Below are 22,707 nucleotides of genomic sequence, written 5' to 3'. Positions count from 1 at the left end.
TAGAACCTGACGCTGATCATACGGCAGCTCGAAACCCGCTGCACCGTCCACCCAAGGGCGGCTGGAACAACGGTCTCTCTGGACGTAAAACCAAGCGTTCGCCAAGGCAAATCCAAGCCCGGCGCAAGGACTTGCCTCATGCGCGCAGGCACTCTCTACCTACACCGACGCAATCGTTGCCGTCGACAAGTGGAGGAACGCCATGAAAATCGTCGTCATTGGAGGTTCCGGCCTCATCGGATCGAAACTTGTGAACACCCTTCGCGCGCACGGCCATGACGTGCTCGCCGCCAGCCCAAGCACGGGCGTGAACAGCATCACCCGCGAAGGCCTGGCCGAGGCGATGGATAACACAGATGTCGTTGTCGACGTGGCGAACGCGCCGTCGTGGGAAGACCAGGCCGTGCTCGATTTTTTCGAAACCTCCAGCCGCAACTTGCTGGCCGCCGAAGCGGCTGCTGGCGTTAACTATCACGTTGCGCTGTCGATTGTCGGCAGCGAACGGCTGCCCGACAGCGGATATTTTCGGGCCAAGATCGCGCAGGAAAACCTGATCAAGGCCTCCGGCATTCCCTACACGCTCCTGCGTGCCACGCAGTTCTTCGAGTTTGTCGACGGCATCGTCCAGTCATTCGCCATCGGCGAAGAGTTTCGTGTTTCGCCGGCGCTGATCCAGCCGATAGCGTCCGACGATGTGGTGGCGGCGCTGGCCGATGTCGTGCTGGCAGCACCGGTCAATGGCACGGTTGAAGTCTGCGGCCCGGAAGCCCTCCCGCTCGACGAACTGGCCAGGCGCTTTCTGCGGATCACCCAGGACAACCGCAAGGTCGTGCCGGACGTGAACGCACGCTACTTCGGCGCCGTGCTTGACGATCAGTCGCTGACCGCCGGCAAGAACTCGCGTGTGGGCGCGATCCACTTCGAAGACTGGCTCGCTGAGTCGATGTCCCGGTAAAGGTTCACACCCTCAACTTCCTAAACATCAAGGAGCAATCCCATGGTCACTCGAATCCTGCTGGCCGCGGTTTTTGCAGCGCTCTCGATCAGCGTCGCATCGGCCGCCGAACCACCCTCCGGCAAGGTGACGGTCGTATTCGACCGTCCCATTCCCAACATCCCCGGCAAGAGCATGCGGGGCGTGCTCGTCGAGTATGGGCCGGGCGCTGCATCGCCATCCCACACCCATCCGAAAACCGCCTTTATCTATGCAACGGTTCTGGAAGGCTCGTTTCGCATCAAAGTCAAAGGCGAGCCGGAAAAGATCTACAACGTCGGCGAAAACTTCGTAGAGGAGCCGGGTTCCGTGCACTTGGTCAGCGCCAACGCCAGCGACACCCAACCGGCTCGCTTGTTGGCGGTGTTCGTCCTCGATACCGACGAAACGATGCTCGTCACACCTCTCAAAAAGTAAGCCGATCAACGCGCTCATGAAGGAGCGACAGCCGGGCGGCAGACTTCTGCCGCCCAGTGACGGCTATTGTTATTGGCACTGAACAGGACATGAAATATGAAGTCGCTCCAGGACAAGGCCGCCATGGCCACACGCGCAGGTACCGGGACGCCCGGCGTCGTGCAGGGGCGAAGCAAGCGCAAGGCTCTCGGACTGTTGCTGTGCGTCGGTGCCGCAGTGGTCGTTGCGGCTTGGGCAGCCATTGCGCTTTCGAGCGGCGTGACCTCGACCGACAACGCCTATGTCCGCGGTGACGTGACCTCGCTCGCCGCCAAGGTCGCCGGCTATGTCACGGCGCTGGAGATCGAGGACAACCAGACCGTGCACGCGGGGGACGTGCTGTTCCGTATCGATGATCGCGACTATCGCGCCAAACTGGCGCAAGCCATGGCCAATGTAAGTGCTGCTCAGGCGCGCCTGATCCATGTCGATGCGCAGATCCAGCTGCAGCGTGCGCTGATTCGGCAGGCCGAAGCGCAAAGACGCTCGGCCACAGCCAATATGAATCTGGCGGCCAAGACCCATGACCGCAGCCGCAAACTGATAGTCAGCAACGCAGTCAGCCAAGCCTTGGTCGATGAGACCGGCACCGCGCAATCCAGAGCGGTGGCGTCGGTATCGGCCGCTTCGGCAACGGTCGAGGCGCAACAGCAAAAGATCGCCGTATTTATGGCTGAAAGAGAGGCGGCCGTTGCCGCAGTGTCCCAGGCAGAAGCCGCGCGGGATCTGGCCCAGATCGACCTCGACCACACCGTGGTGCGCGCACCTGTAGATGGCGTCATCGGTAACCGCCAGGTTCGTCTCGGCCGCTTCGTGACGCCGGGTGTTGCCCTGCTCGATATCGTGCCGGTCAACCCTGTGTGGGTCGTAGCGAACTTCAAGGAAACCCAACTCGAACACCTCCGCCCCGGTCAGCGCGTGCGCATCACGGTCGATGGCTACCCCAACGCGGCACTGGATGGCGTGGTCGACAGCTTTGCACCGGGCAGTGGTTCGGCGTTCAGCTTGTTGCCGCCCGACAACGCCACCGGAAATTTTGTACGCGTCGTGCAGCGCGTCCCGGTGAAAATCCTGATGGCTGACAATCCGCTGCCGGGGCGCATCGTGCCAGGCCTATCCGCGCGAGTGGAGGTGGCGCACGGGGACGGCACATGAGCACGATAACCCGCGCCATACCAAGCACCGCCCGGTCCACCAACGACATTCTTCTCATGCTGGGCATCGTGCTGGCCACGCTGACGGAAGCGTTCGCCAGTACCGTTCTGGCACTCGGACGCAGCGACATCATCGGTGACACCTATGCCACGCCTGACGAGTTCGCCTGGCTGGATGTCGGCTATATCGCGCTCAAACTGATCGGGTTCATGACGGCTCCTTGGCTTATGCAACGCTTTTCAGCCCGCGATGTGATCATCGGCGCAACCTTGGTTATGGGCCTGGCGTGCTTTATGTCCGCCATCACCGCCCGGCTGGAGTTGCTGATCGTGCTTCGCATCCTTCAAGGCTTCGCGGGCGGCGCGCTGCTGGTCTCGGGCCAGGCGATGATTTTTCGCGCCTATCCGCGCGCGCTTCAGCCGGTCCTGCAAGCCCTGTTTGCCATGGGCTCGGTGGTCGCGCCGGGGACCCTTGCCCCAGCCCTGCAAGGGTGGTTGATCGACAGCCAATCCTGGACATGGATTTTCTTCAGCGTGGTGCCACTGGCCCTGGCTGCGACCGGTCTCTTGCTCATCGTCGACCACCCCATGGCCGCCAGCGTGCGACAGCGTTCCTTTGATTGGCTGGGTTTCTCACTGATCGCTTCGACCCTGTTCTGTTTCACCTACGTGCTCAGCCAAGGCAGCCGCTGGGATTGGTTCGAGGAGCCTGACATCCTGTTACTGACGATAATCGGCGCCATCGCGCTGCCGGCATTTATCGGTCAGCAAGTGTGGGTCAAGGGTCAGGGCCTGTTCGATTTCACGGTGTTCAAATCGAGCGATTTCACTTTTGCCTTTTGCGTCAGTTTCGTCGCCGGTGCCGCTTTGTTTGGCAGCGCGTATTTGATACCGGCGTTCGCCTTGTCGGTACTCGCGTTCACGCCGACCGATGCCGGGCTGCTCCTGTTACCCAGTGGCGGCTTATTTATCGGCTCGCTGCTCATTGCCGCTTTTCTGTTTACAGTCCGTCACGTTCCGCCGGTGGCCACGGTGCCATTTGGCATCCTGCTGATCATGGGGGCGATGTGGTTATTGTCAGGTTCCACTAGCGAAAGCGGCGCTGACGACATGATGGCAGGCATCCTGCTGCGTGGCCTGGGTCTTGGTTTTCTATTTCTGTCGATCACGCTGATCGCTTTTACCCACCTCAACTGTCGCAATCTTGCCTGCGGCATCGGCCTGTTCAATACGGGACGCCAGTTAGGTGGCTTGATGGGCGTCGCAGGGCTCCAGACACTGATCGACCATCACATTGTCATCAATGATGCAGTCCTCGGCGCCAACGTCACCCCGGGCGGCAACGCGCTGATCGAACGGCTGACCACCACCACGGCAATGCTGGCGGGGAAGGGCATGGACGCAGTGTCCGCTGGCCAGGCAGCGACGAGCCTGTTGAGCAAGGCGGTGTCAGGGCAGGCCATCGTAATTGCGTTTGATACCGCGTTTTTTGCTGTTGTCCTGTTGTTTGTATTCGCCGCCCCCATACTGGTCGGGATCAAGATTGGCTTGGCGCGATACGCGAATGCACGTGCTGCGCAAACTGTCGCGTGAGACAGCCGACACCAACCATTGGCATTGGACGTTCTTCCTGAGTCAAAAAACACGCGTTCACAAGTCGGTGTCGAACTCAATAAGTTAATCGCCCAAGATGAGTTAATTAATAATTCAAATCGAAAATTTTGTTGACGGTGAATGGCCACTTTTGGCCGATTCTGTAGAAAAAGTCGGCTTCTCGTTCGCACTGATGCCGAATTGACCCCATATGCCGGGGCCCAGCTGACCTACCATCAGAACCGCATAACCCTCAGGCACGTAATGCTTCAGGAAGTCTCAAACTGGGTCTGGATCCCTCGGCAACTAAATAAATTCAACATCAGCGCAAACACTCAGATGATTTACGAAGAGATCTAGTACTCGCGAAATTCTCCAAGGGCAACTCTTTACTCAATAATGGGTACAGGGGCAGAGTCAGAACGAAAGAAACTTGTCCATTGAGTCGGCGTGTGACCAAGAGGCAACACGTCTGGGGATGAGTTGTGGGAGCTAACGCTTACACTTATTTAAAAGTTCCCTAAACTCAAAAGTCTGACGCTAGAGTTTCATTGAGTGTTGCAGAATTGGTAGAAATGGACTGAAAGGAGTATTGCGAATTGAATGGAATTATCGAGTAACCGCTCACCGAGCCTTGGTTCCCTAGGCCAAAAAGGGCCCATGTATGTGGGCCCTTTGCAATCCTTACTGCGTACGCCATGATTCAACAACGGCTGTACCGAACTCTATTTTCCATTCTTTCAGTTTCCGGTGGTTACCGCCCTTGGATTCAATCAATTCACCAGTATTCGGGTTCTTGTAAACCTTCACGTTGCGGGCTTTACGGACTGATTTCGGTGCGGTAGTGGCTGGGGACCGACGGTTTCTCTCAGGATCAAGCAGGTTGATGACGTTCCGAAGACTAAAGCCATACTCACCCAGCAATGCACGGAGCTTACTCTCAAACTCCATTTCTTTCTTCAAGCCTGAATCATTTTTCATTGACTCGAGCTCTGCGAGCTGCTTGGCGAGTTGTTGTTCAAGCTTACGAAATTCAGCCAAACGAGACATGGGATAGCGTCCTTATGATGTGGGTTTGCACGGAATATACGTTCAGATGCTAAGTGATGTTTCAATAGTAGTCACGCATTCTAACTTGGAACTGACTAGGCTCGCCAGGCCAACACTTTGTAAACAGCCCAATCGTCAGAAAGTTTAATGTTTCCAAAACTGGAGAAACGAGTACCAACAAAGAAAGAATTTCGATCCGGCACAGTAGAGTGGTCAGTAAAGGCGGAATCCTAATAGGCAAGTAGTTGAAGTTCCGTGCCATGCAGGACCTCCTAGCGTTCAAAAACGGTCGCTAGCGCCCGAGCCGGAGGTCGACCGCGCCTGAGGTTTGGATCCTATTAGCCGCCGTATTTGATTCATCTGGCCGTTTGAGCTGAAACGAACGTCTTGACTCTTCGTAAATTAATAAGGCTAGCGCGTCCACATTCCATAAAACGTGGACAAATGGCATACCGGAAACAATCCAAAGTCAAGGTCTTTTCTGGTGATATGATCTCGTCGTCGAATCTTGCTTGTCAGCAAATTATGAATTTCCCCATAATTGCGCATAAAGGAAAATTTGTAGATTTTTCTGCTTTTGTATAGGAATTAATAGCAATATATCTACAAGACTCACACGTTATCGCAACCGTCAGCTTTGAATCGGAAAGGGTTAAACTGCCGACAGCCGCACTCGCAGGCTGGTGGTGAAATGATGGGCGGTGGTCTAGTTATGCATCGCTCTTGGCCCAAGCTCGGCGCACTGCTATTCGTAGCAATGGCTACCGAAGCACTTATTTCCCCGCACGATCGAACTTCTGGTGGGGGCCTTGCTAGCTTTTATCACGCCATGCTCATGGGTGCCTCAGACCGCAAGAGGCTATCCCGCAAAAAGGCGAAGCGCGAACAGACCGACGTTGTTCCCTCTGGTTTGCCCTAATGGCCGATTCTGCTGAAAAAGTCGGATAGGATTTCACAACAGAAAAGTACGCGCATGAGATTGAAATCCTGATAGCCGCACCGCCATTCGGATTCGGGCTTAAGAGCACCTCGGCTCAATCCTCATCGAGCTTTTTCGGTTTGCTTGGGCTGCTTGAGTTGGCGAGGTACTCAAAGAAAGCCTTAGCCTGGTCTACCTCGCTCTGCTTTTCCGCTAGGGGCTTGCGTCTTTGCTTTGCCTTAGCTGAGCTGTGAGCAGTCGGCTCCTCAATGCGATTCTTCGCTGCTCGCTCACGTGATGTAAGAGCCGAGTCAAAGACTGTTGCGACCACGTGGCTCTGACGCTCGGCTCTGACAAATTTCAGAATTTTGGATTTATGAGCGACTGGCAGATCGAATGGGCAACAGAGATCCAATCGCTTCGATTGCCGACTATTCAATGCTTGTAGATGGAGCTCTTCCACCTCACTCGCATTGCTGGTGAATGCAGCAGAGCGGTAGGCACGGCCAAGGTCTGAAAGCTCCACCCATGGACGACCATCATTGCGACACTCCACATACGCCTGCTTCAGCAACAACACCGCCAAACGTTTGATACCAAAAGTGCAGCGATAAACCTCTGCTGCAAACTCAGTTGAACTTGGTCGTATATGCCCGCCGCTAACCCTAACGCATTCGTCGATATAATCTTTCCAGTCTTTGCTGTCAGGCTCATCTGGCAACATTATTCTGGGGTCAGACAACAAACGCTGCTTATCTTCACTGTTTCGACGTAACAGCTTATGCACCAAGCTGTAATTGCTCAAATACACCATTGGAGGGCCGATCGCTGCCATAGTCAACAGTATATCCGTTACCTTAACTGAACCACTACCAGTGTTGATATGTTGAGTTTCGTCCAATAAGACTAGTGAAACAGCATCCCTGTTTGCGCGGCGGCGTGCCTCCAGCAGTAGCTTTCCCATAGATACCAGTGGAGTTTTCTCAATAGACAAAAAGTCACAGAGCAGACCTTTTCCACTTAGTTTACCTCTTGCGCTCGCATACCAGTGAGACACGAGAGTCACGGGACCAGTACAGTGCTCTGAAAAATATTCCATAGGTTCTGGCATAACCTTCCGCAATGCCGTCACTGTATTACTCTTTCCTACACCGGCTAACCCGGTGAGACACACTGGCGACACCTCAACTTCAGGTGGATTATAAATCCTTGATGTGTATTCAACATCACTAGAAAAAACATTAAGTTGATGCATGTATGCTTTAATAAGCATTTCATTAATAAACAACAGAGAGAACTGGTTAGGTATATAAATCTTTTTCAGGGAATTAGCTAGGACCTCCGCACCAACTAGCGGATGCGTATCCTTTAAAGAGTCTATCGAAGCTGGTCTAACCGTGATTTTATTTCGAACACGTTCGGAGTCCAAGCATGAACTAAAACGGGTGTGAATGAAATTAGTCACTTTGCCTTACCTCGGAACCTGTTGTAGTCAGCCTTATCACGTTGTGCGGCCCCGCTTCTGGAGACGCGACCTAGCTTTCTCTCACCTGAGTCCCAATGCTCGTCCGCCTCCTGTTTGAATTTGTCTCGAACGAACTGGTGCGCAGCAGGCTGCTCCTCCCGAAGCTTGCCCAGGCTTTCGCGCCTGAGTCGGTCAATTTCTTGTAGGTCCCTGAGCGAAATATCTATGTCACCTTGAACGGTTCGTTGTGAACGTACCATATCCAATTCAAAGAGAATCCCTTCGACCTCAACCCATATGTGGCGCACGCACATGGAAAGCGCATAAACTTGGACGGGAATTACTCCCGCTCTTGCAACTCGATCGAGAACTCCAGTAGCTACCAACTCGTCAGACCGGTATTTACGTCCATAGAAATACAGAGCGTCTTGACGGATGACCGCAGGATGCTTGGAAAGGAAAGTTCTTATTGCAGTTTCAAAGAGCATACCAATAGAAGAGTCCCGCCCACGCATACTCCAGTAATTCCAGACTCCTAGCGGGGTAGGTTTTACGCCCGCTGTATACATGCACTCCTCCATTCGATCTCCAGCATTGGAGCTCATGTTATCAGCCAGTACCTGATATATTTCACGCCGGGCCATCGTTACAAAATTGAGCTTGCTGTGGAAGTACGTTGGCTGGTCAAGAGTTTTTTTATCCCTAGGATGCGACGACTCGATGGAAGCTTTCGACTGCCCAGAGAAAACTGGCGTATTCTCGAGAGCACCAAGCCAATTAATGTGCGAGTCTGTTTCGTAGTTAGCACCTGGACCGCGATCAAATACAATACCACCCGACAAACCTGCACAAGGCCATTGGTCTGGTGTTATATCGACGCCAAACAACTCACAATATTTGACTTTGTCCATTGCCATGGAAAACAAACAGTTCTTGTATGCCTGCATGTTTTCGGCACCTTCGGAAAAACCAATTCCCACTATCATTCCTGATAAGGCGCATACCGCCCGGACAACACAAAAACTGTCTATAGCGCTACCTTCCAGCAAACCGGTTATTTTTTCAGATATGTTGTAGCCATCGAATTCCACGCTTTGATTTACATTGAATAGACGCTCTGAAAAGCTTCCTTGATCAGCAAACAGAGCACGCGTTTTATGCTGCCCTCTTACAGCGATCGAGCGCGACCTGGAACTAAACAGTTTGTCAATCCAGTATCTCATCTGGGGAAATGAGGGGAAAGGAAGTCCCTCAGGATGATGGAATGTAAAATTGTTATGTCTTTCAGTGGAAATACACCCAAACTCTTTAGTTAGCATCTCTCGATAGATTGTGTTCCAGGTCTTGTAGGGCGATTTATATTTGAGAAAAGCGGAACGAATTTTCTCCTTCATCGCTGCGTCACAGTTATGTCCCGCACGTTTCCCCCGCGGAGATGGCCGACCGAGCTTGCTCGTTCGCGTGGGGCTTTCCCGGTTCCAGCCACCTATACGATGAAGCGGCGGTATGAGTGCCCATTTGTTTTGCCCGAAGGTGATGTAGGTATAAAACCATAGTCGCAAACGGGTTGCGTTTTGCTGTGGCCTTTGGGCTTTAGCGTGAGCGTTTATGATCGCGTCGGGATTTTCGCTGGTCAGGATCTCCCGAATACGAGGCACCAGTTCAGCGATTGCTAGGAAACGCCGGTTCACCTTCTGATCGTAGGACTCTTTTGACGAAAACCGACGATTCTCAAGATGTGGGATCGCTACACCTTGGATAGGCTCCAACCAAGGGGGAAACTTGGCAGCTGCGTTTTCCTCCCTGATAAAACCGGCTTCAAGCGCCTCTTCAAATTCAATTGCCGTGAGCTTCACCAACGATGGTTTGAGCTCTTTGCCATGATCAGTGAACTCAATCAGCCTTACGCGGTTCTGGACCGAATCATTGATTAGAAAGTAATAAGTGATGCCTTTTGAGAGATGCAAGAATCCCTCAGGCGCTATCAGTCGAGCGCCGGTAATCACGATGCACGCTCTTCGAACAGGCAGCCGTAAACCTCCAGTAAATCTCCCCCACCCGTTTCTAAGGGGTGATCAATGAGGATAGGCTTGAAGAAATTCACGAGCAGGCGCCGTTCCCAGATGTCCTGGTAAATTCGTGCGACAAACTGATCTCGAGCTCCCCATCGAGCCCCATACTCAAGCGCTAAATACGCTACGGGATTACCGCGACGAACTGCACTCTGGACATCGTCGCTAAACTGCTCAAGTAGCGACAGAGGTTGCGACAAAGGCAATCCATGCATCGCAAAAAGAAGGTCAAGATTCGCATGTACCGTGGATTCGATTCTCTCGAGGGATAGCTGCAGCGTCCGGATGCCAGCGCTCGCGTAATAGGCTCGCTCAAGTTCAGCACGCTGTTCAGCATGCTCCCGATCTTTCCTCTGCTGCTGTGGAGTCTTAGCACTGGAGAGCCGCCGCTCGCTGAAGGCTGCTTCACGATCTTTGATACTCCAATTCACCGCGTAAGGCCGGCCGGCGGCGTCGAGCAGATAGAGCAGGAGATCCCCCTGATACGGGAAGGGAATTCGTCGACGAACTCCATCTGGCATGGTCACGGTAATTTCGTGATGCTTGAAGCCAATATCCTTGGCAATCTCTGTTGTGCCGCGTAGCGGTGGAGGGAATGTTCCCTTGGTCAGCGGGTGCCCCCGAAGCGGGTGAGCTGCTCCGTACGGCCATAGCATTTTCTGTTCGTGGAGATCGAAAAGGTCTGGGTAGTAAAGCGCGAGTTGAGTGAACACACGCTCAGGTGTAGATAAAGCATGAAGAGTTCGACCGAGCTTACGACTGTTGAGTCGTGAAATGCGCGAGCCTTTAGGAGCTTCTCGTGGTAGCGCCAGGGTGGAAGGGATGTAGGGATTACCCCATTCGAACCGTGCCTGACGGCTCGTAATGAGATCAAATTTCTGCTGTTGGTTCATTCATGCGTTCCAATTATCTTAACTTACATCGGCCGAGACCCCGGCTGGGGATAACTATCCGGGGGCACAGCAAAGCCTTTCCTGACGGGCAGGCGCTCATACCTAGCGTTGTGGATAACGCCGGATTTCTTGTGGATGAGCGAAGTCGTGCAGGACTTGACGTCCCACATGCATGAATAGACAATGGATTGGTCAGCCTCGAAATCTGACTTATCCACAGGGGCCCAAGCTGACACTTGGGCCTTTGTCTATCTGACTTCTAGCGCTCTCTATTAGCTAGCTGTCATCGAATCCCTCTTGATATGTTTCATCTATGGTCTGCAAGTTCAACTCGAGCAAAATATGATCGAGGCTTGCCGAGGCGGTTTTTTACCCCATAATCAGGTGCACCGCTTTGAGTAAAGCGGAATATGTTATCGCTCCAAATTGACATATGACAATGGAAAAGTTTTGAGCACGGCTTAGCGACCGCATGGCCGCCGCTCAAGGGGTGAAACCGCATGGTCAATCTCAGTAACGTAAGAGGCAAAGCTCTCGTTACAGATCTTTCAGTTAGTTACAAACCTAAAGTCATAAACAGCACGTCACGTTATCTCGACAAAGAATTTATATCTCGGTCTGGCAACTCGTACCATAGAGCTTTGAACTCCATGGGATTTGGTGATGACGCAAACAATCGACAACCTAAGAAATCCCGTCTTGCGCTGGTTTGATGACGAGACTTTTTACAGCATCTGCAGCCGGCAGCACCGCTATCTATCGCATCTAAATACCAATAGTACCTTGCGTTGGCTTTATGGCGGCGGCTACAAAACTATTACTCACGACTTTCCCAACAACTTTAACTCACTGAACCCATTAGTTTCCGCTACTTGGGGTGACGCTTTATCGATAATTCATCATCACACAATTCTTAATTTCTTCTGTCCATTTCAAACAGAACAACGGATTGAAGAGGCAGTGCAGGTGCTCAAAGGGCCTCAACTAGGATCCTTGAAATATCGCCTCGGCCTCCTGACAGGTCAGTTTGGTGCAGAACATCCCTTGAAGGCGTGCGTCACATGTATGGATGAGGACAATGCCTCGCGAGGTGTCGCTTACTGGCATCTTACACATCAATACCCAGGGATGATCTTGTGTCCAACTCATGGCACCATATTGAACGTTAGCAAAGTCAATCGACAATGGTCGGGCATATTTGAATGGGCTTTACCGACTAAAAATCTACTTCACCCATGCACACAAAAGCCCACCACGAGTGCCTCCACCAAAGCGCGTTCCAACCTAGGGATTTCAATTGTCGATCTGGTGAAGCATTACTCGCTGCATTTTGACCCAGATATCACTCGTGAGATCTACAAAGCAGCCTTGAATGCACTCGGTTGGCCAGGTGTCGGTCAAGCTGCTGCTCTCAACTCATTCGCTACATTTGTATCATTGCTACAACCCTTCCCACCATTTACCGCCCTGTCCACAGAGCCCAGAGGGGCAGCAGCATTCTTCTACTCCATGACACGTAAACCACGCAGTCATTGCCACCCACTAAAACACTTGGTAATGATTAATTGGCTTTTTGGCGAGTTTAGTAAATTTATTGAAGCCTACGATATTATAACCGGCCTTCGCAGCCAGGCATTTCAGGCACATACTATCGATCACACGAGCCAGTTATCGCAAGAAACTGAGGAAAACAATAATGCTTTCCTGGTAAAAAAACGTCCTAAGAAAATTAAGCCGCTATTGCAAACATTTATTTTGGAAGAACTGCGCAGTGGCATAAGTAAAAGCAAGGTCTGCTCAAAATTTTCAATAAGCATAAGCACGGTTAACCGAATTCTGAAATCTGAGCCAGCTGTCGAAAAAATCAGAAAAGACCTTAGCTTTACGATTAGTAGAACTAAACATCGTGAAACGTGGAATAAAATTATTATGGATAATCCAACGCTCAGCCCCACGCTCCTTCGAAAAAAAGCACCAGCGTCATATCAGTGGCTGTACCGATATGAACGTGACTGGTTATTTGAAATAAATGGAAAGATTCCAAGCGGTCGTCTAGGCAATAACTGTCATGTAGACTGGAACGAACGAGATCATAACCTAGCGCGTCTTGTCTTCGAGATAATCAATAATATTTCCGATGGTGACGCCAAGAGTCTTTCAAGATGTGAGCTATGCGACCTTATAACAGGATTTTCTCGAGCTCTTGAAAGCCCACGTCGCTTTCCCACCACTCAGGCGATCATCATGTCGAAGTTAAACTTATGAGATACCTTCGATCATATTGAATTCGCGCTGGACTCAAGGTTACCGACAGTGGCTTAAGAACGCCCGTAGCCATCCATGGGCACTCAAACCGGAGCTGCCGTCGCGATTGAGCAACACCCCTACAAACTTTCTTCTTTTACATACTGGGTGGGGTTACTACCTCCAACACTGTATGTAGACCACAGTGTGTCCACGCGACGCAGCCCATACCCCTGTGCCACCACTTCATCCACGAATTGGCCAAAAGAGTCGTAAAGCTCAAGCAATGCCTCTATGAGCATCTCCATCACGTGGAAGAGGAGTGCACCGTTACTCTGGTCGAAAACTAGCCTCTCCCATGCGCGGTTGACATCATTCTCAACCCATTCCTGCGCGTCATGACTCAATGACCCTGCACGCTGAACAAGCACGATCTTCGACTTTAAAACGTCGAGTGCTGCGTCCACTGGAATTGTCAGGTCCAACCTCGCCAAGTCGGCATAGAACCTTGCCTTTTTCAGTTTCCGAGGATCGTCGTTCTTCTGCGATGAACATTCACTTAGATGAACGCCCTCACACGTTCCCCACATCACATCTAGATTGTGCCCCTCGCTGGAAAACGGCTGCCGGCAGTTTGGACAAGCATCTACAAGAACAACGTTGTGTGCTGCACATACCTCAAGTTCGTGTCGCAGCTGTCTACGCCAGTATGAAAATCCAAGCCTTTTAAGGTCTTCTTTCAGACACTCTGGGCAATATCTTGCTCCACTCCAGTCGGTGCCGTAGCAGCTACTGCCATCAACGTACTCACAGTCAGAGTAAGACAGCTCTTGGCTGTTCTTGAAGGCCGCGATCGTTGGATAGTGAGTATGGAGGTGCAAAAGACGATTGAACCCATTACATCCTGGCCATCCGATCTGCGCAGCAATTTTACGTAGGTCCGTTGAGCGTAAGCTGGACCTAGAAAGGCTTCTGAACACCTTGGCGTTCGGATTTTGCCAATTCAGATAGAGATTCCGCTCGATGTACGAACGTAAGGACTCGTCAGGTTGGATTCGCAAGAGCATAGAATATGCAGCCGCGCTACAAGGGGCCTAGCGTTCAAGATCGGCAGAGGAGGAATCCTCCTCTGCGACAGTCTTTATTGTTCAGCGACAGTTTTTATTGTCTAAAACCATAGGCTCGACCTGCTGTGGATAACTTATTCCACAGTCACCGATTTCGCCAGGTTACGCGGCTGGTCAACGTCGGTGCCCTTAAGCACGGCGACGTAATACGACAGCAACTGCAGCGGGATGGTGTAGAGGATCGGCGACAGGATGTCGTGGATGTGCGGCATGTGCACGACGTGGGTGCCTTCACCATTGGTCATGCCTGCCTGTTCGTCAGCGAACACGATCAGTTGACCACCCCGGGCGCGGACTTCCTGGAGGTTGGACTTCAGCTTCTCCAGCAACTCGTTGTTCGGCGCAACGGTGACCACTGGCATGTCGTTATCCACAAGCGCCAGCGGGCCGTGTTTCAACTCGCCTGCCGGGTAGGCTTCGGCGTGGATGTAGGAGATTTCCTTGAGCTTGAGCGCCCCCTCCATCGCCACCGGGAATTGCGCGCCACGACCCAGGAACAGGGTGTGGTTCTTCTCGGCGAACAACTCGGCGATTTTCTCCACGGTGCTGTCCATCGCCAGCGCTTCACCCAGACGGGCTGGCAGGCGACGCAGTTCTTCGACCAGCGTGGCTTCTACGCCAGCCGCCAGGGTGCCGCGGACCTGGCCCAGGGACAGGGTCAGCAACAACAGGCCGACCAATTGCGTGGTGAACGCTTTGGTCGATGCAACGCCGATTTCACGGCCGGCCTGGGTCAGCAGCGTGAGATCGGACTCGCGCACCAGGGAACTGATGCCGACGTTGCAGATCGCCAGGCTGGCAAGGAAACCCAGCTCCTTGGCATTGCGCAGCGCAGCCAGGGTGTCGGCGGTTTCGCCGGACTGGGAAATGGTGACGAACAGGGTGTCAGGCTGCACCACCACCTTGCGGTAGCGGAATTCGCTGGCCACTTCGACCTGGCACGGGATGCCGGCCAATTCTTCCAGCCAGTAACGGGCGACCATGCCGGCGTGGTAGCTGGTGCCGCAGGCCACGATCTGCACGTTGCGCACTTTGGCGAACAGCTCGGCAGCCTGTGGACCGAAGGCTTGGACCAGCACCTGGTTCGGGCTCAGACGACCTTCGAGGGTGCGCTGCACCACGGACGGTTGCTCGTGGATTTCCTTGAGCATGTAGTGGCGGAACTCGCCTTTGTCGGCAGCTTCAGCGCCGTCGCTGTATTGAACGGTCTGGCGCTCGACCGCTTGGCCGGTCACATCCCAGATCTGCACGCTGTCGCGACGGATCTCGGCGATGTCGCCCTCTTCCAGGTACATGAAGCGGTCAGTGACCTGACGCAAGGCCAATTGGTCGGACGCCAGGAAGTTCTCACCCAGGCCCAGGCCGATTACCAGCGGGCTGCCACTGCGGGCTGCTACCAGGCGGTCAGGCTGACGGGCACTGATCACCGCCAGCCCATAGGCACCGTGCAATTCTTTGACAGTCGCCTTGAGCGCCGCGGTCAGGTCCGGCACTTCCTTGAGTTTGTGATTGAGCAGGTGCGCGATGACTTCGGTGTCGGTGTCCGAGGTAAAGACGTAACCCAATGCCTTGAGTTGCTCGCGCAGGGCTTCGTGGTTTTCGATGATGCCGTTGTGCACCACGGCCAGGTCACCGGAGAAATGCGGGTGCGCGTTGCGCTCGCAGGGTGCGCCGTGAGTAGCCCAGCGGGTGTGAGCGATGCCCAGGCGACCGGTCAGTGCCGACTCAGCCAGCGCCTGTTCCAATTCGCTGACTTTACCCGGACGACGCACGCGCTCGAGTTTTTCGTCGTTGGTATAGACGGCCACACCGGCGCTGTCGTACCCGCGGTATTCGAGACGCTTGAGACCCTCGACCAGGATGGCGGTGATATTACGTTCTGCAACTGCACCCACAATTCCACACATGTTATTTCTCCTGACTGACAGCCGCGCAAATCAATGTGATACCGCGAGCTTGAATCTGATCGCGGGCCTCGAGTGACAGGCGATCATCCGTAATAAGGGTATGGACGCTGCTCCAGGGCAGTTCCAGGTTGGGAATCTTGCGGCCAATCTTGTCAGCTTCAACCATGACCACCACTTCCCGGGCGACTTCAGCCATGACTCGGCTCAGCCCAAGCAATTCATTGAAGGTGGTGGTACCGCGAACCAGGTCGATGCCATCGGCACCGATGAACAATTGATCGAAGTCGTAGGAGCGTAGTACCTGCTCCGCAACTTGCCCCTGAAAAGACTCTGAATGCGGATCCCAGGTGCCGCCCGTCATCAGCAGTACGGGCTCGTGTTCCAGCTCGCTCAAAGCGTTGGCGACATGCAGCGAATTGGTCATCACCACCAGGCCGGGTTGTTGACCAAGCTCCGGAATCATCGCCGCCGTGGTGCTGCCACTGTCGATGATGATCCGTGCATGTTCGCGAATCCGCGTGACCGCAGCGCGGGCGATGGCCTGCTTGTATTTGGAGACGGTCTGACCGAGGTCGGCCACCAGTTCCTGAGGCATGGTGATCGCTCCGCCATATCGACGCAACAGCAGACCATTGCTCTCAAGTGCCGCAAGATCCTTGCGAATCGTAACTTCAGAGGTTTCGAAGCGTTTGGCCAACTCGTCCACACTGACTTCACCCTGCTCGTTGAGCAAGGCAAGAATGTTGTGACGGCGCTGTGGAGTATTACGCTTGGACATGAAGGAGATAAGTTTCGTTTCGAAAGATAACGGAAGCAATCAAAACCTATCGGTGAAACTTCGTCAAGCGGGGAGTGATAAAAATGTCTGTGGATAAAAGATTCGCCGGCAAGCTTTGCGCCTACAGGATGTGCATCGTTCTGAACGAAACAAATCTGCAGTCGCGAGGCGTGCCGGCTAACCTTGATCGATCATGCCTGTGAATAACTTCAGGCGATCATGACCTGTGGACAACTCAAGACTTTTTGACCTTCTCCGGGCGTTTCCAGCCATCGATGTTTTTCTGGCGGGCACGACCCACGGCCAATTGATCTTTATCCACATTTTGAGTGATGGTCGAACCGGCAGCCGTGGTTGCACCCGCCGAGATATCCACAGGAGCAACCAACGAGTTGTTCGAGCCGATGAAGACGTCTTCGCCCAGTACGGTTTTCCACTTGTTCACGCCATCGTAGTTGCAGGTGATGGTGCCTGCGCCGATGTTGGTGCGTGCGCCTATTTCGGCATCGCCCAGATAGCTCAAGTGACCGGCCTTGGCGCCTTCGCCCAGATGAGCATTTTTCAGCTCGACGAAGTTACCCACATGAGCCCGTGCTTCGAGAACAGTACCTGGGCGTAGACGTGCAAACGGACCGGCATCGCTGCCTTCACCGAGAATCGCGCCTTCTATGTGACTGTTCGCCTTGACCACCACGCCTTTGCGCAATGTGCTGTCCTTGATGACGCAGTTCGGGCCGATCACCACGTCGTCTTCGATGACTACCTTGCCTTCGAGGATCACGTTGATATCGATCAGTACGTCACGGCCGACGGTGACTTCACCACGAACGTCGAAACGTGCAGGGTCACGAAGTGTTACGCCCTGGGCCATCAAGCGACGACCGGCACGCAGTTGATAGTGGCGCTCGAGCTCGGAAAGCTGTTTTCGATCGTTGGCGCCCTGCACTTCCATCGCATCGTGAGGTTGCTCGGTGGCCACGGTCAGGCCGTCGTGGACGGCCATCTCGATAACGTCGGTCAGGTAGTATTCACCCTGAACGTTGTTGTTCGACAGGCGCCCAGTCCAGTCAGCCAGGCGATCGGCAGGCAGGGCGAGGATACCGGTGTTGCCTTCCTTGATGGCGCGTTGCACTTCGTTGGCATCTTTGTGCTCTACGATGGCAGCGACTTTGCCGTCGGTTCCGCGAACGATTCGGCCATAGCCGGTCGCGTCGTCCAGTTCCACCGTCAGCAACCCCATCTGGCCCGGTACAACCAGCTTGAGCAGGCGCTGCAGGGTTTCGACTTCGATCAACGGCACATCGCCGTAAAGAACCAGCACGGTATCGGCTTCGATGAAAGGAACAGCTTGAGCGACGGCATGCCCGGTGCCCAGTTGCTTGTCCTGCAGGACGAAGTTCAGATCGTCGGCGGCCAGACGCTCACGGACAGCGTCGGCGCCATGGCCGATCACCACATGAATGCGCTGTGGATCAAGTTGGCGGGCGCTGTGGATAACATGGCCGAGCATCGAATTACCGGCAATCGGATGCAGAACCTTCGGCAAGGCCGAACGCATACGCGTGCCTTGGCCAGCAGCGAGGATAACGATTTCAAGAGACATGACTGGCTACCAATCCTGGGTGGTCAGCGGCTGCGACCAACGTGATGAACATCGGAAAATAAAAAAGGGTAGCCGAGGCTACCCTTTTTAATCAATCACACAACAAGCGCGCCTTAATGGCCGAACTTCTTGCGGATCTGCTGGACGGTGCGCAGCTGAGCTGCGGCCTCGGCCAGGCGTGCGGCGGCAGAACCGTAATCGAATTCCGCGCCCCGCTCATGCAAGGCCTTCTCGGCAGCCTTAACGGCTTCCTGAGCGGAGGCTTCGTCCAGGTCGGCAGCTCGTTGCACGGTGTCGGCAAGAACCTTGACCATGTTCGGCTGAACCTCGAGGAAACCACCGGAGATGTAATACACCTCCTCTTCCCCGCCCTGCTTGACCAGGCGGATCGGACCTGGCTTGAGATTAGTGATCAGCGGCGCGTGACCCAGAGCGATACCAAGATCACCGAGTGCACCGTGCGCAATCACCATCTCGACCAGGCCGGAAAAGATTTCCCCTTCCGCGCTGACGATATCGCAATGGACTGTCATAGCCATCTGATTGCCTCAAACTAAATTAGCGCCCGTTACCGGGCGCCGGGATTACAGTTTCTTGGCTTTCTCGATCGCTTCTTCGATGCCGCCAACCATGTAGAACGCTTGTTCTGGCAGGTGGTCGTAGTCACCGTTGAGGATGCCTTTGAAGCCAGCAATGGTGTCTTTCAGGGAAACGTATTTGCCCGAAGCACCGGTGAAGACTTCAGCCACGAAGAACGGCTGCGACAAGAAGCGCTGGATCTTACGAGCACGGTTTACCAACTGCTTGTCGGCTTCCGACAGCTCGTCCATACCCAGGATCGCAATGATGTCCTTCAGTTCTTTGTAACGCTGCAGCACGTACTGAACGCCGCGAGCGGTTTCGTAGTGCTCGTTGCCGATCACGTTCGGATCCAGCTGACGCGAAGTCGAGTCCAGTGGGTCTACCGCTGGGTAGATACCCAGGGAAGCGATGTCACGGGACAGAACGACGGTGGCGTCCAAGTGGGCGAAGGTGGTCGCTGGCGACGGGTCAGTCAAGTCGTCCGCTGGTACGTATACCGCCTGGATCGAAGTAATCGAACCTTGCTTGGTCGAAGTGATGCGCTCCTGCAGTACGCCCATCTCTTCAGCCAGGGTCGGCTGATAACCTACTGCGGAAGGCATACGGCCCAGCAGTGCGGATACTTCGGTACCGGCCAGGGTGTAACGATAGATGTTGTCGACGAACAGCAGAACGTCGTTACCTTCGTCACGGAACTTCTCGGCCATGGTCAGGCCGGTCAGGGCTACGCGCAGACGGTTTCCCGGCGGCTCGTTCATCTGACCGTAAACCAGTGCCACTTTGTCCAGAACGTTGGAGTCCTTCATCTCGTGGTAGAAGTCGTTACCCTCACGAGTACGCTCACCCACACCGGCGAACACGGAATAACCGCTGTGCTCGATGGCGATGTTACGGATCAGTTCCATCATGTTTACGGTCTTGCCTACACCGGCACCACCGAACAGACCGACCTTACCGCCCTTGGCGAACGGGCAAACCAGGTCGATAACCTTGATGCCTGTTTCCAGCAGCTCGTTGCCACCGGCTTGTTCTGCGAAGGTAGGAGCGGCGCGGTGGATACCCCAGCGCTCTTCTTCGCCGATCGGGCCAGCTTCGTCGATCGGGTTGCCCAGTACGTCCATGATCCGGCCCAGAGTCGCTTTACCGACCGGTACGGAGATGGCTGCGCCAGTGTTGTTGACGTCCAGACCGCGCTTCAAGCCTTCGGTGGAGCCCATCGCAATGGTACGAACCACGCCGTCGCCCAGCTGCTGCTGAACTTCCAGAGTGGTTTCGGCGCCTTGAACTTTCAAGGCGTCGTAGATGCTCGGTACGCTGTCGCGTGGAAATTCCACGTCGATAACGGCGCCGATGATTTGAACGATACGTCCGCTACTCATAGCTGGATCCTCTGAATATTTGAACCGTTAAACCGCGGCAGCGCCGCCGACGATTTCCGAGATCTCTTGGGTGATCGCAGCCTGACGCGCCTTGTTGTAGACCAGCTGCAAATCGCTGATCAAATCACCGGCGTTGTCGGTAGCGTTCTTCATCGCGATCATCCGCGCAGCCTGTTCAGCCGCGTTGTTCTCGACCACCGCCTGGTACACCTGCGACTCCACGTAGCGCACCATCAGGCCGTCAAGCAGCTCTTTGGCGTCCGGTTCGTAGAGATAGTCCCAGTGGTGCTTGAGGTCTTGATCCGGGGTTGCCACCAGCGGAACCAATTGCTCCACGGTAGGCTGTTGCGTCATGGTATTGATGAACTTGTTGGATACCACGGACAAACGGTCAATACGGCCGTCCAGGTAGGCATCCAGCATCACCTTGACGCTGCCGATCAGATCATTGATCGACGGCTCTTCACCCAGGTGGCTGATAGCTGCAACGACGTTACCGCCGAAGTTGCGGAAGAAAGCCGCACCCTTGCTACCAATCACGCACAGATCGATCTCGACGCCGTTTTCGCGGTTTACCGCCATGTCCTTGACCAGGGCCTTGAACAGGTTGGTGTTCAAGCCGCCGCACAGACCACGGTCACTGCTCACTACGACATAACCAACACGCTTCAATGGGCGTTCGATCATGAATGGGTGGCGGTATTCCGGGTTGGCGTTGGCCAGATGCCCAATTACCTGGCGGATACGCTCCGCATAAGGACGGCTAGCAGCCATGCGCATTTGTGCCTTGCGCATTTTGCTGACCGCCACTTTTTCCATGGCGCTGGTAATTTTTTGCGTGCTTTTGATGCTCGCAATCTTACTGCGAATCTCTTTTGCGCCTGCCATGTAACACCTATCAGGTTAGCAAGCGGGAGCCTTGCGGCTCCCGCTGCGGCTTACCAGGTTTGGGTGGCCTTGAACTTCTCGATACCGGCTTTCAGGCCGCCATCGATCTCGTCATTGAAGTCACCCTTCACGTTGATCTTCGCCATCAAGTCGGCGTGATCGCGGTTGAAGTAAGCAATCAGCGCTTGCTCGAAGCTGCCGATCTTGGCGATTTCAACGTCAGTCAGGAACCCACGCTCAGCGGCATACAGCGACAGCGACATGTCGGCGATCGACATTGGCGCGTATTGCTTCTGCTTCATCAGCTCGGTAACGCGCTGACCATGCTCAAGTTGCTTACGGGTCGCTTCGTCCAGGTCAGAAGCGAACTGGGCGAATGCCGCCAGTTCACGGTACTGAGCCAGAGCGGTACGGATACCGCCGGAGAGCTTCTTGATGATCTTGGTCTGAGCGGCACCACCCACACGGGATACCGAAACACCGGCGTTCACTGCAGGGCGGATGCCCGAGTTGAACATGGCCGATTCCAGGAAGATCTGACCGTCGGTGATGGAAATCACGTTGGTCGGAACGAACGCGGAAACGTCGCCAGCCTGGGTTTCGATGATCGGCAGCGCGGTCAGGGAACCGGTTTTGCCGGTCACTGCGCCGTTGGTGAACTTCTCTACGTACTCTTCCGAAACGCGGGATGCGCGCTCCAGCAGACGGGAGTGGAGATAGAACACGTCGCCTGGGTAAGCCTCACGTCCTGGTGGACGGCGCAGCAGCAGGGAGATCTGGCGGTAAGCCACTGCTTGCTTGGACAGATCGTCATAAACGATCAGCGCGTCTTCACCGCGGTCGCGGAAGTATTCGCCCATGGTGCAACCGGAGTACGGTGCCAGGAACTGCAGTGCAGCCGATTCGGAGGCACTGGCTGCAACGATGATGGTGTTAGCCAGTGCACCGTTTTCTTCCAGCTTGCGAACTACGTTGGCGATGGTCGATTGCTTCTGACCGATGGCTACGTAGACGCAGAAAATGCCGCTGTCTTTCTGGTTGATGATCGCGTCGATCGCCAGAGCGGTTTTACCGATCTGACGGTCACCGATGATCAGCTCACGCTGGCCACGGCCGACAGGGATCATGGCATCGACAGCCTTGTAGCCAGTCTGTACAGGCTGGTCTACCGACTTACGCCAGATCACGCCTGGAGCAACTTTCTCGACCGCGTCGGTCTCGGTGTTGTTCAGCGGACCTTTGCCGTCAACTGGGTTACCCAGTGCGTCGACCACGCGACCCAGCAGTTCCTTACCAACCGGAACTTCGAGGATGCGGCCGGTGCACTTGGCGCTCATGCCTTCAGCCAGACTGGTGTATGCGCCCAATACAACGGCACCTACGGAGTCTTGCTCCAGGTTGAGGGCCATACCGAAGACGCCGCCCGGAAACTCGATCATCTCGCCGTACATGACGTCGGCCAGACCGTGAATCCGCACGATACCGTCAGATACGCTGACGACAGTGCCTTCGTTACGGGCTTGGGAGGTCACATCGAGCTTGTCGATGCGGCCCTTGATAATTTCACTTATTTCGGAAGGATTGAGTTGCTGCATTGCTCTGC

Annotated in this window: 17 protein-coding genes; 5 read left to right on the top strand and 12 right to left on the bottom strand. The window is 54.4% G+C overall.

Annotation, left to right across the window (positions count from 1 at the left end; genetic code table 11):
* Positions 1-202 precede the first annotated feature (202 nt).
* From B0W55_RS00515 to B0W55_RS00500, 4 genes are all read left to right on the top strand, one after another.
* Positions 203-955 (top strand): SDR family oxidoreductase, encoded by a 753-nt coding sequence (locus B0W55_RS00515; RefSeq protein WP_077044115.1) that lies wholly within the window; start codon positions 203-205, stop codon positions 953-955.
* Positions 956-997: 42 nt separating this feature from the next.
* Positions 998-1,411 (top strand): cupin domain-containing protein, encoded by a 414-nt coding sequence (locus B0W55_RS00510; RefSeq protein ID WP_077044114.1) that lies wholly within the window; start codon positions 998-1,000, stop codon positions 1,409-1,411.
* A gap of 96 nt (positions 1,412-1,507) precedes the next feature.
* The gene (locus B0W55_RS00505; protein ID WP_077044113.1) at positions 1,508-2,605 is read left to right on the top strand and encodes an HlyD family secretion protein; all 1,098 of its coding nucleotides are present in this window, start codon (positions 1,508-1,510) and stop codon (positions 2,603-2,605) included.
* Entirely contained in the window at positions 2,602-4,197 is a 1,596-nt protein-coding gene (locus B0W55_RS00500) for a DHA2 family efflux MFS transporter permease subunit (protein WP_077044112.1), read from the top strand. The genes B0W55_RS00505 and B0W55_RS00500 overlap by 4 nt, the downstream gene beginning before the upstream one ends.
* A 684-nt stretch (positions 4,198-4,881) precedes the next feature.
* Here B0W55_RS00500 and B0W55_RS00490 read toward each other — a convergent pair.
* From B0W55_RS00490 to B0W55_RS00475, 4 genes are all read right to left on the bottom strand, one after another.
* Complete coding sequence (locus B0W55_RS00490) at positions 4,882-5,247, bottom strand: histone-like nucleoid-structuring protein, MvaT/MvaU family (RefSeq protein ID WP_077044110.1); 366 nt, start codon at positions 5,245-5,247, stop codon at positions 4,882-4,884.
* A gap of 1,034 nt (positions 5,248-6,281) precedes the next feature.
* Positions 6,282-7,631, bottom strand: coding sequence for a transposase (locus B0W55_RS00485; RefSeq protein WP_077044109.1), 1,350 nt, complete (start codon positions 7,629-7,631; stop codon positions 6,282-6,284).
* The gene (locus tag B0W55_RS31020) at positions 7,628-9,637 is read right to left on the bottom strand and encodes a transposase (RefSeq protein ID WP_077044108.1); all 2,010 of its coding nucleotides are present in this window, start codon (positions 9,635-9,637) and stop codon (positions 7,628-7,630) included. The genes B0W55_RS00485 and B0W55_RS31020 overlap by 4 nt, the downstream gene beginning before the upstream one ends.
* Entirely contained in the window at positions 9,634-10,596 is a 963-nt protein-coding gene (locus B0W55_RS00475; protein WP_077044107.1) for a transposase, read from the bottom strand. Before B0W55_RS00475 ends, B0W55_RS31020 begins: the two co-directional genes overlap by 4 nt.
* Positions 10,597-11,259: 663 nt before the next feature.
* On the opposite strand from B0W55_RS00475, the gene B0W55_RS00470 reads away from it, so the two are divergent.
* Complete coding sequence (locus B0W55_RS00470; protein WP_077044106.1) at positions 11,260-12,861, top strand: TnsD family Tn7-like transposition protein; 1,602 nt, start codon at positions 11,260-11,262, stop codon at positions 12,859-12,861.
* 119 nt (positions 12,862-12,980) lie between these two features.
* On the opposite strand, the gene B0W55_RS29675 is transcribed toward B0W55_RS00470, so the two are convergent.
* From B0W55_RS29675 to atpA, 8 genes are all read right to left on the bottom strand, one after another.
* A complete protein-coding gene (locus B0W55_RS29675) occupies positions 12,981-13,907 on the bottom strand; it encodes a TniQ family protein (RefSeq protein ID WP_256576155.1) in 927 nt (308 codons plus the stop codon).
* 134 nt (positions 13,908-14,041) lie between these two features.
* Entirely contained in the window at positions 14,042-15,874 is a 1,833-nt protein-coding gene (glmS, locus tag B0W55_RS00460) for a glutamine--fructose-6-phosphate transaminase (isomerizing) (RefSeq protein WP_077044104.1), read from the bottom strand.
* A gap of 1 nt (position 15,875) precedes the next feature.
* The gene (locus B0W55_RS00455; RefSeq protein ID WP_077044103.1) at positions 15,876-16,652 is read right to left on the bottom strand and encodes a DeoR/GlpR family DNA-binding transcription regulator; all 777 of its coding nucleotides are present in this window, start codon (positions 16,650-16,652) and stop codon (positions 15,876-15,878) included.
* Positions 16,653-16,887: 235 nt separating this feature from the next.
* Positions 16,888-18,255, bottom strand: a complete 1,368-nt coding sequence (gene glmU, locus B0W55_RS00450; protein WP_077044102.1) for a bifunctional UDP-N-acetylglucosamine diphosphorylase/glucosamine-1-phosphate N-acetyltransferase GlmU — start codon at positions 18,253-18,255, stop codon at positions 16,888-16,890.
* Between the two features lie 113 nt (positions 18,256-18,368).
* Entirely contained in the window at positions 18,369-18,794 is a 426-nt protein-coding gene (locus tag B0W55_RS00445; protein ID WP_007969909.1) for a F0F1 ATP synthase subunit epsilon, read from the bottom strand.
* A gap of 45 nt (positions 18,795-18,839) precedes the next feature.
* Entirely contained in the window at positions 18,840-20,216 is a 1,377-nt protein-coding gene (gene atpD, locus B0W55_RS00440; protein WP_077044101.1) for a F0F1 ATP synthase subunit beta, read from the bottom strand.
* A gap of 27 nt (positions 20,217-20,243) precedes the next feature.
* Positions 20,244-21,104: a F0F1 ATP synthase subunit gamma gene (gene atpG / locus B0W55_RS00435; RefSeq protein ID WP_077044100.1), complete on the bottom strand. Its 861-nt coding sequence runs from the start codon at positions 21,102-21,104 to the stop codon at positions 20,244-20,246.
* Between the two features lie 50 nt (positions 21,105-21,154).
* Positions 21,155-22,699: a F0F1 ATP synthase subunit alpha gene (gene atpA / locus B0W55_RS00430; protein WP_077044099.1), complete on the bottom strand. Its 1,545-nt coding sequence runs from the start codon at positions 22,697-22,699 to the stop codon at positions 21,155-21,157.
* Between the last annotated feature and the right edge of the window lie 8 nt (positions 22,700-22,707).

The organism is Pseudomonas sp. KK4 (genome assembly GCF_001984065.1).
GTDB lineage: Bacteria > Pseudomonadota > Gammaproteobacteria > Pseudomonadales > Pseudomonadaceae > Aquipseudomonas.
This window is presented reverse-complemented; position numbering and strand designations above follow the sequence as displayed.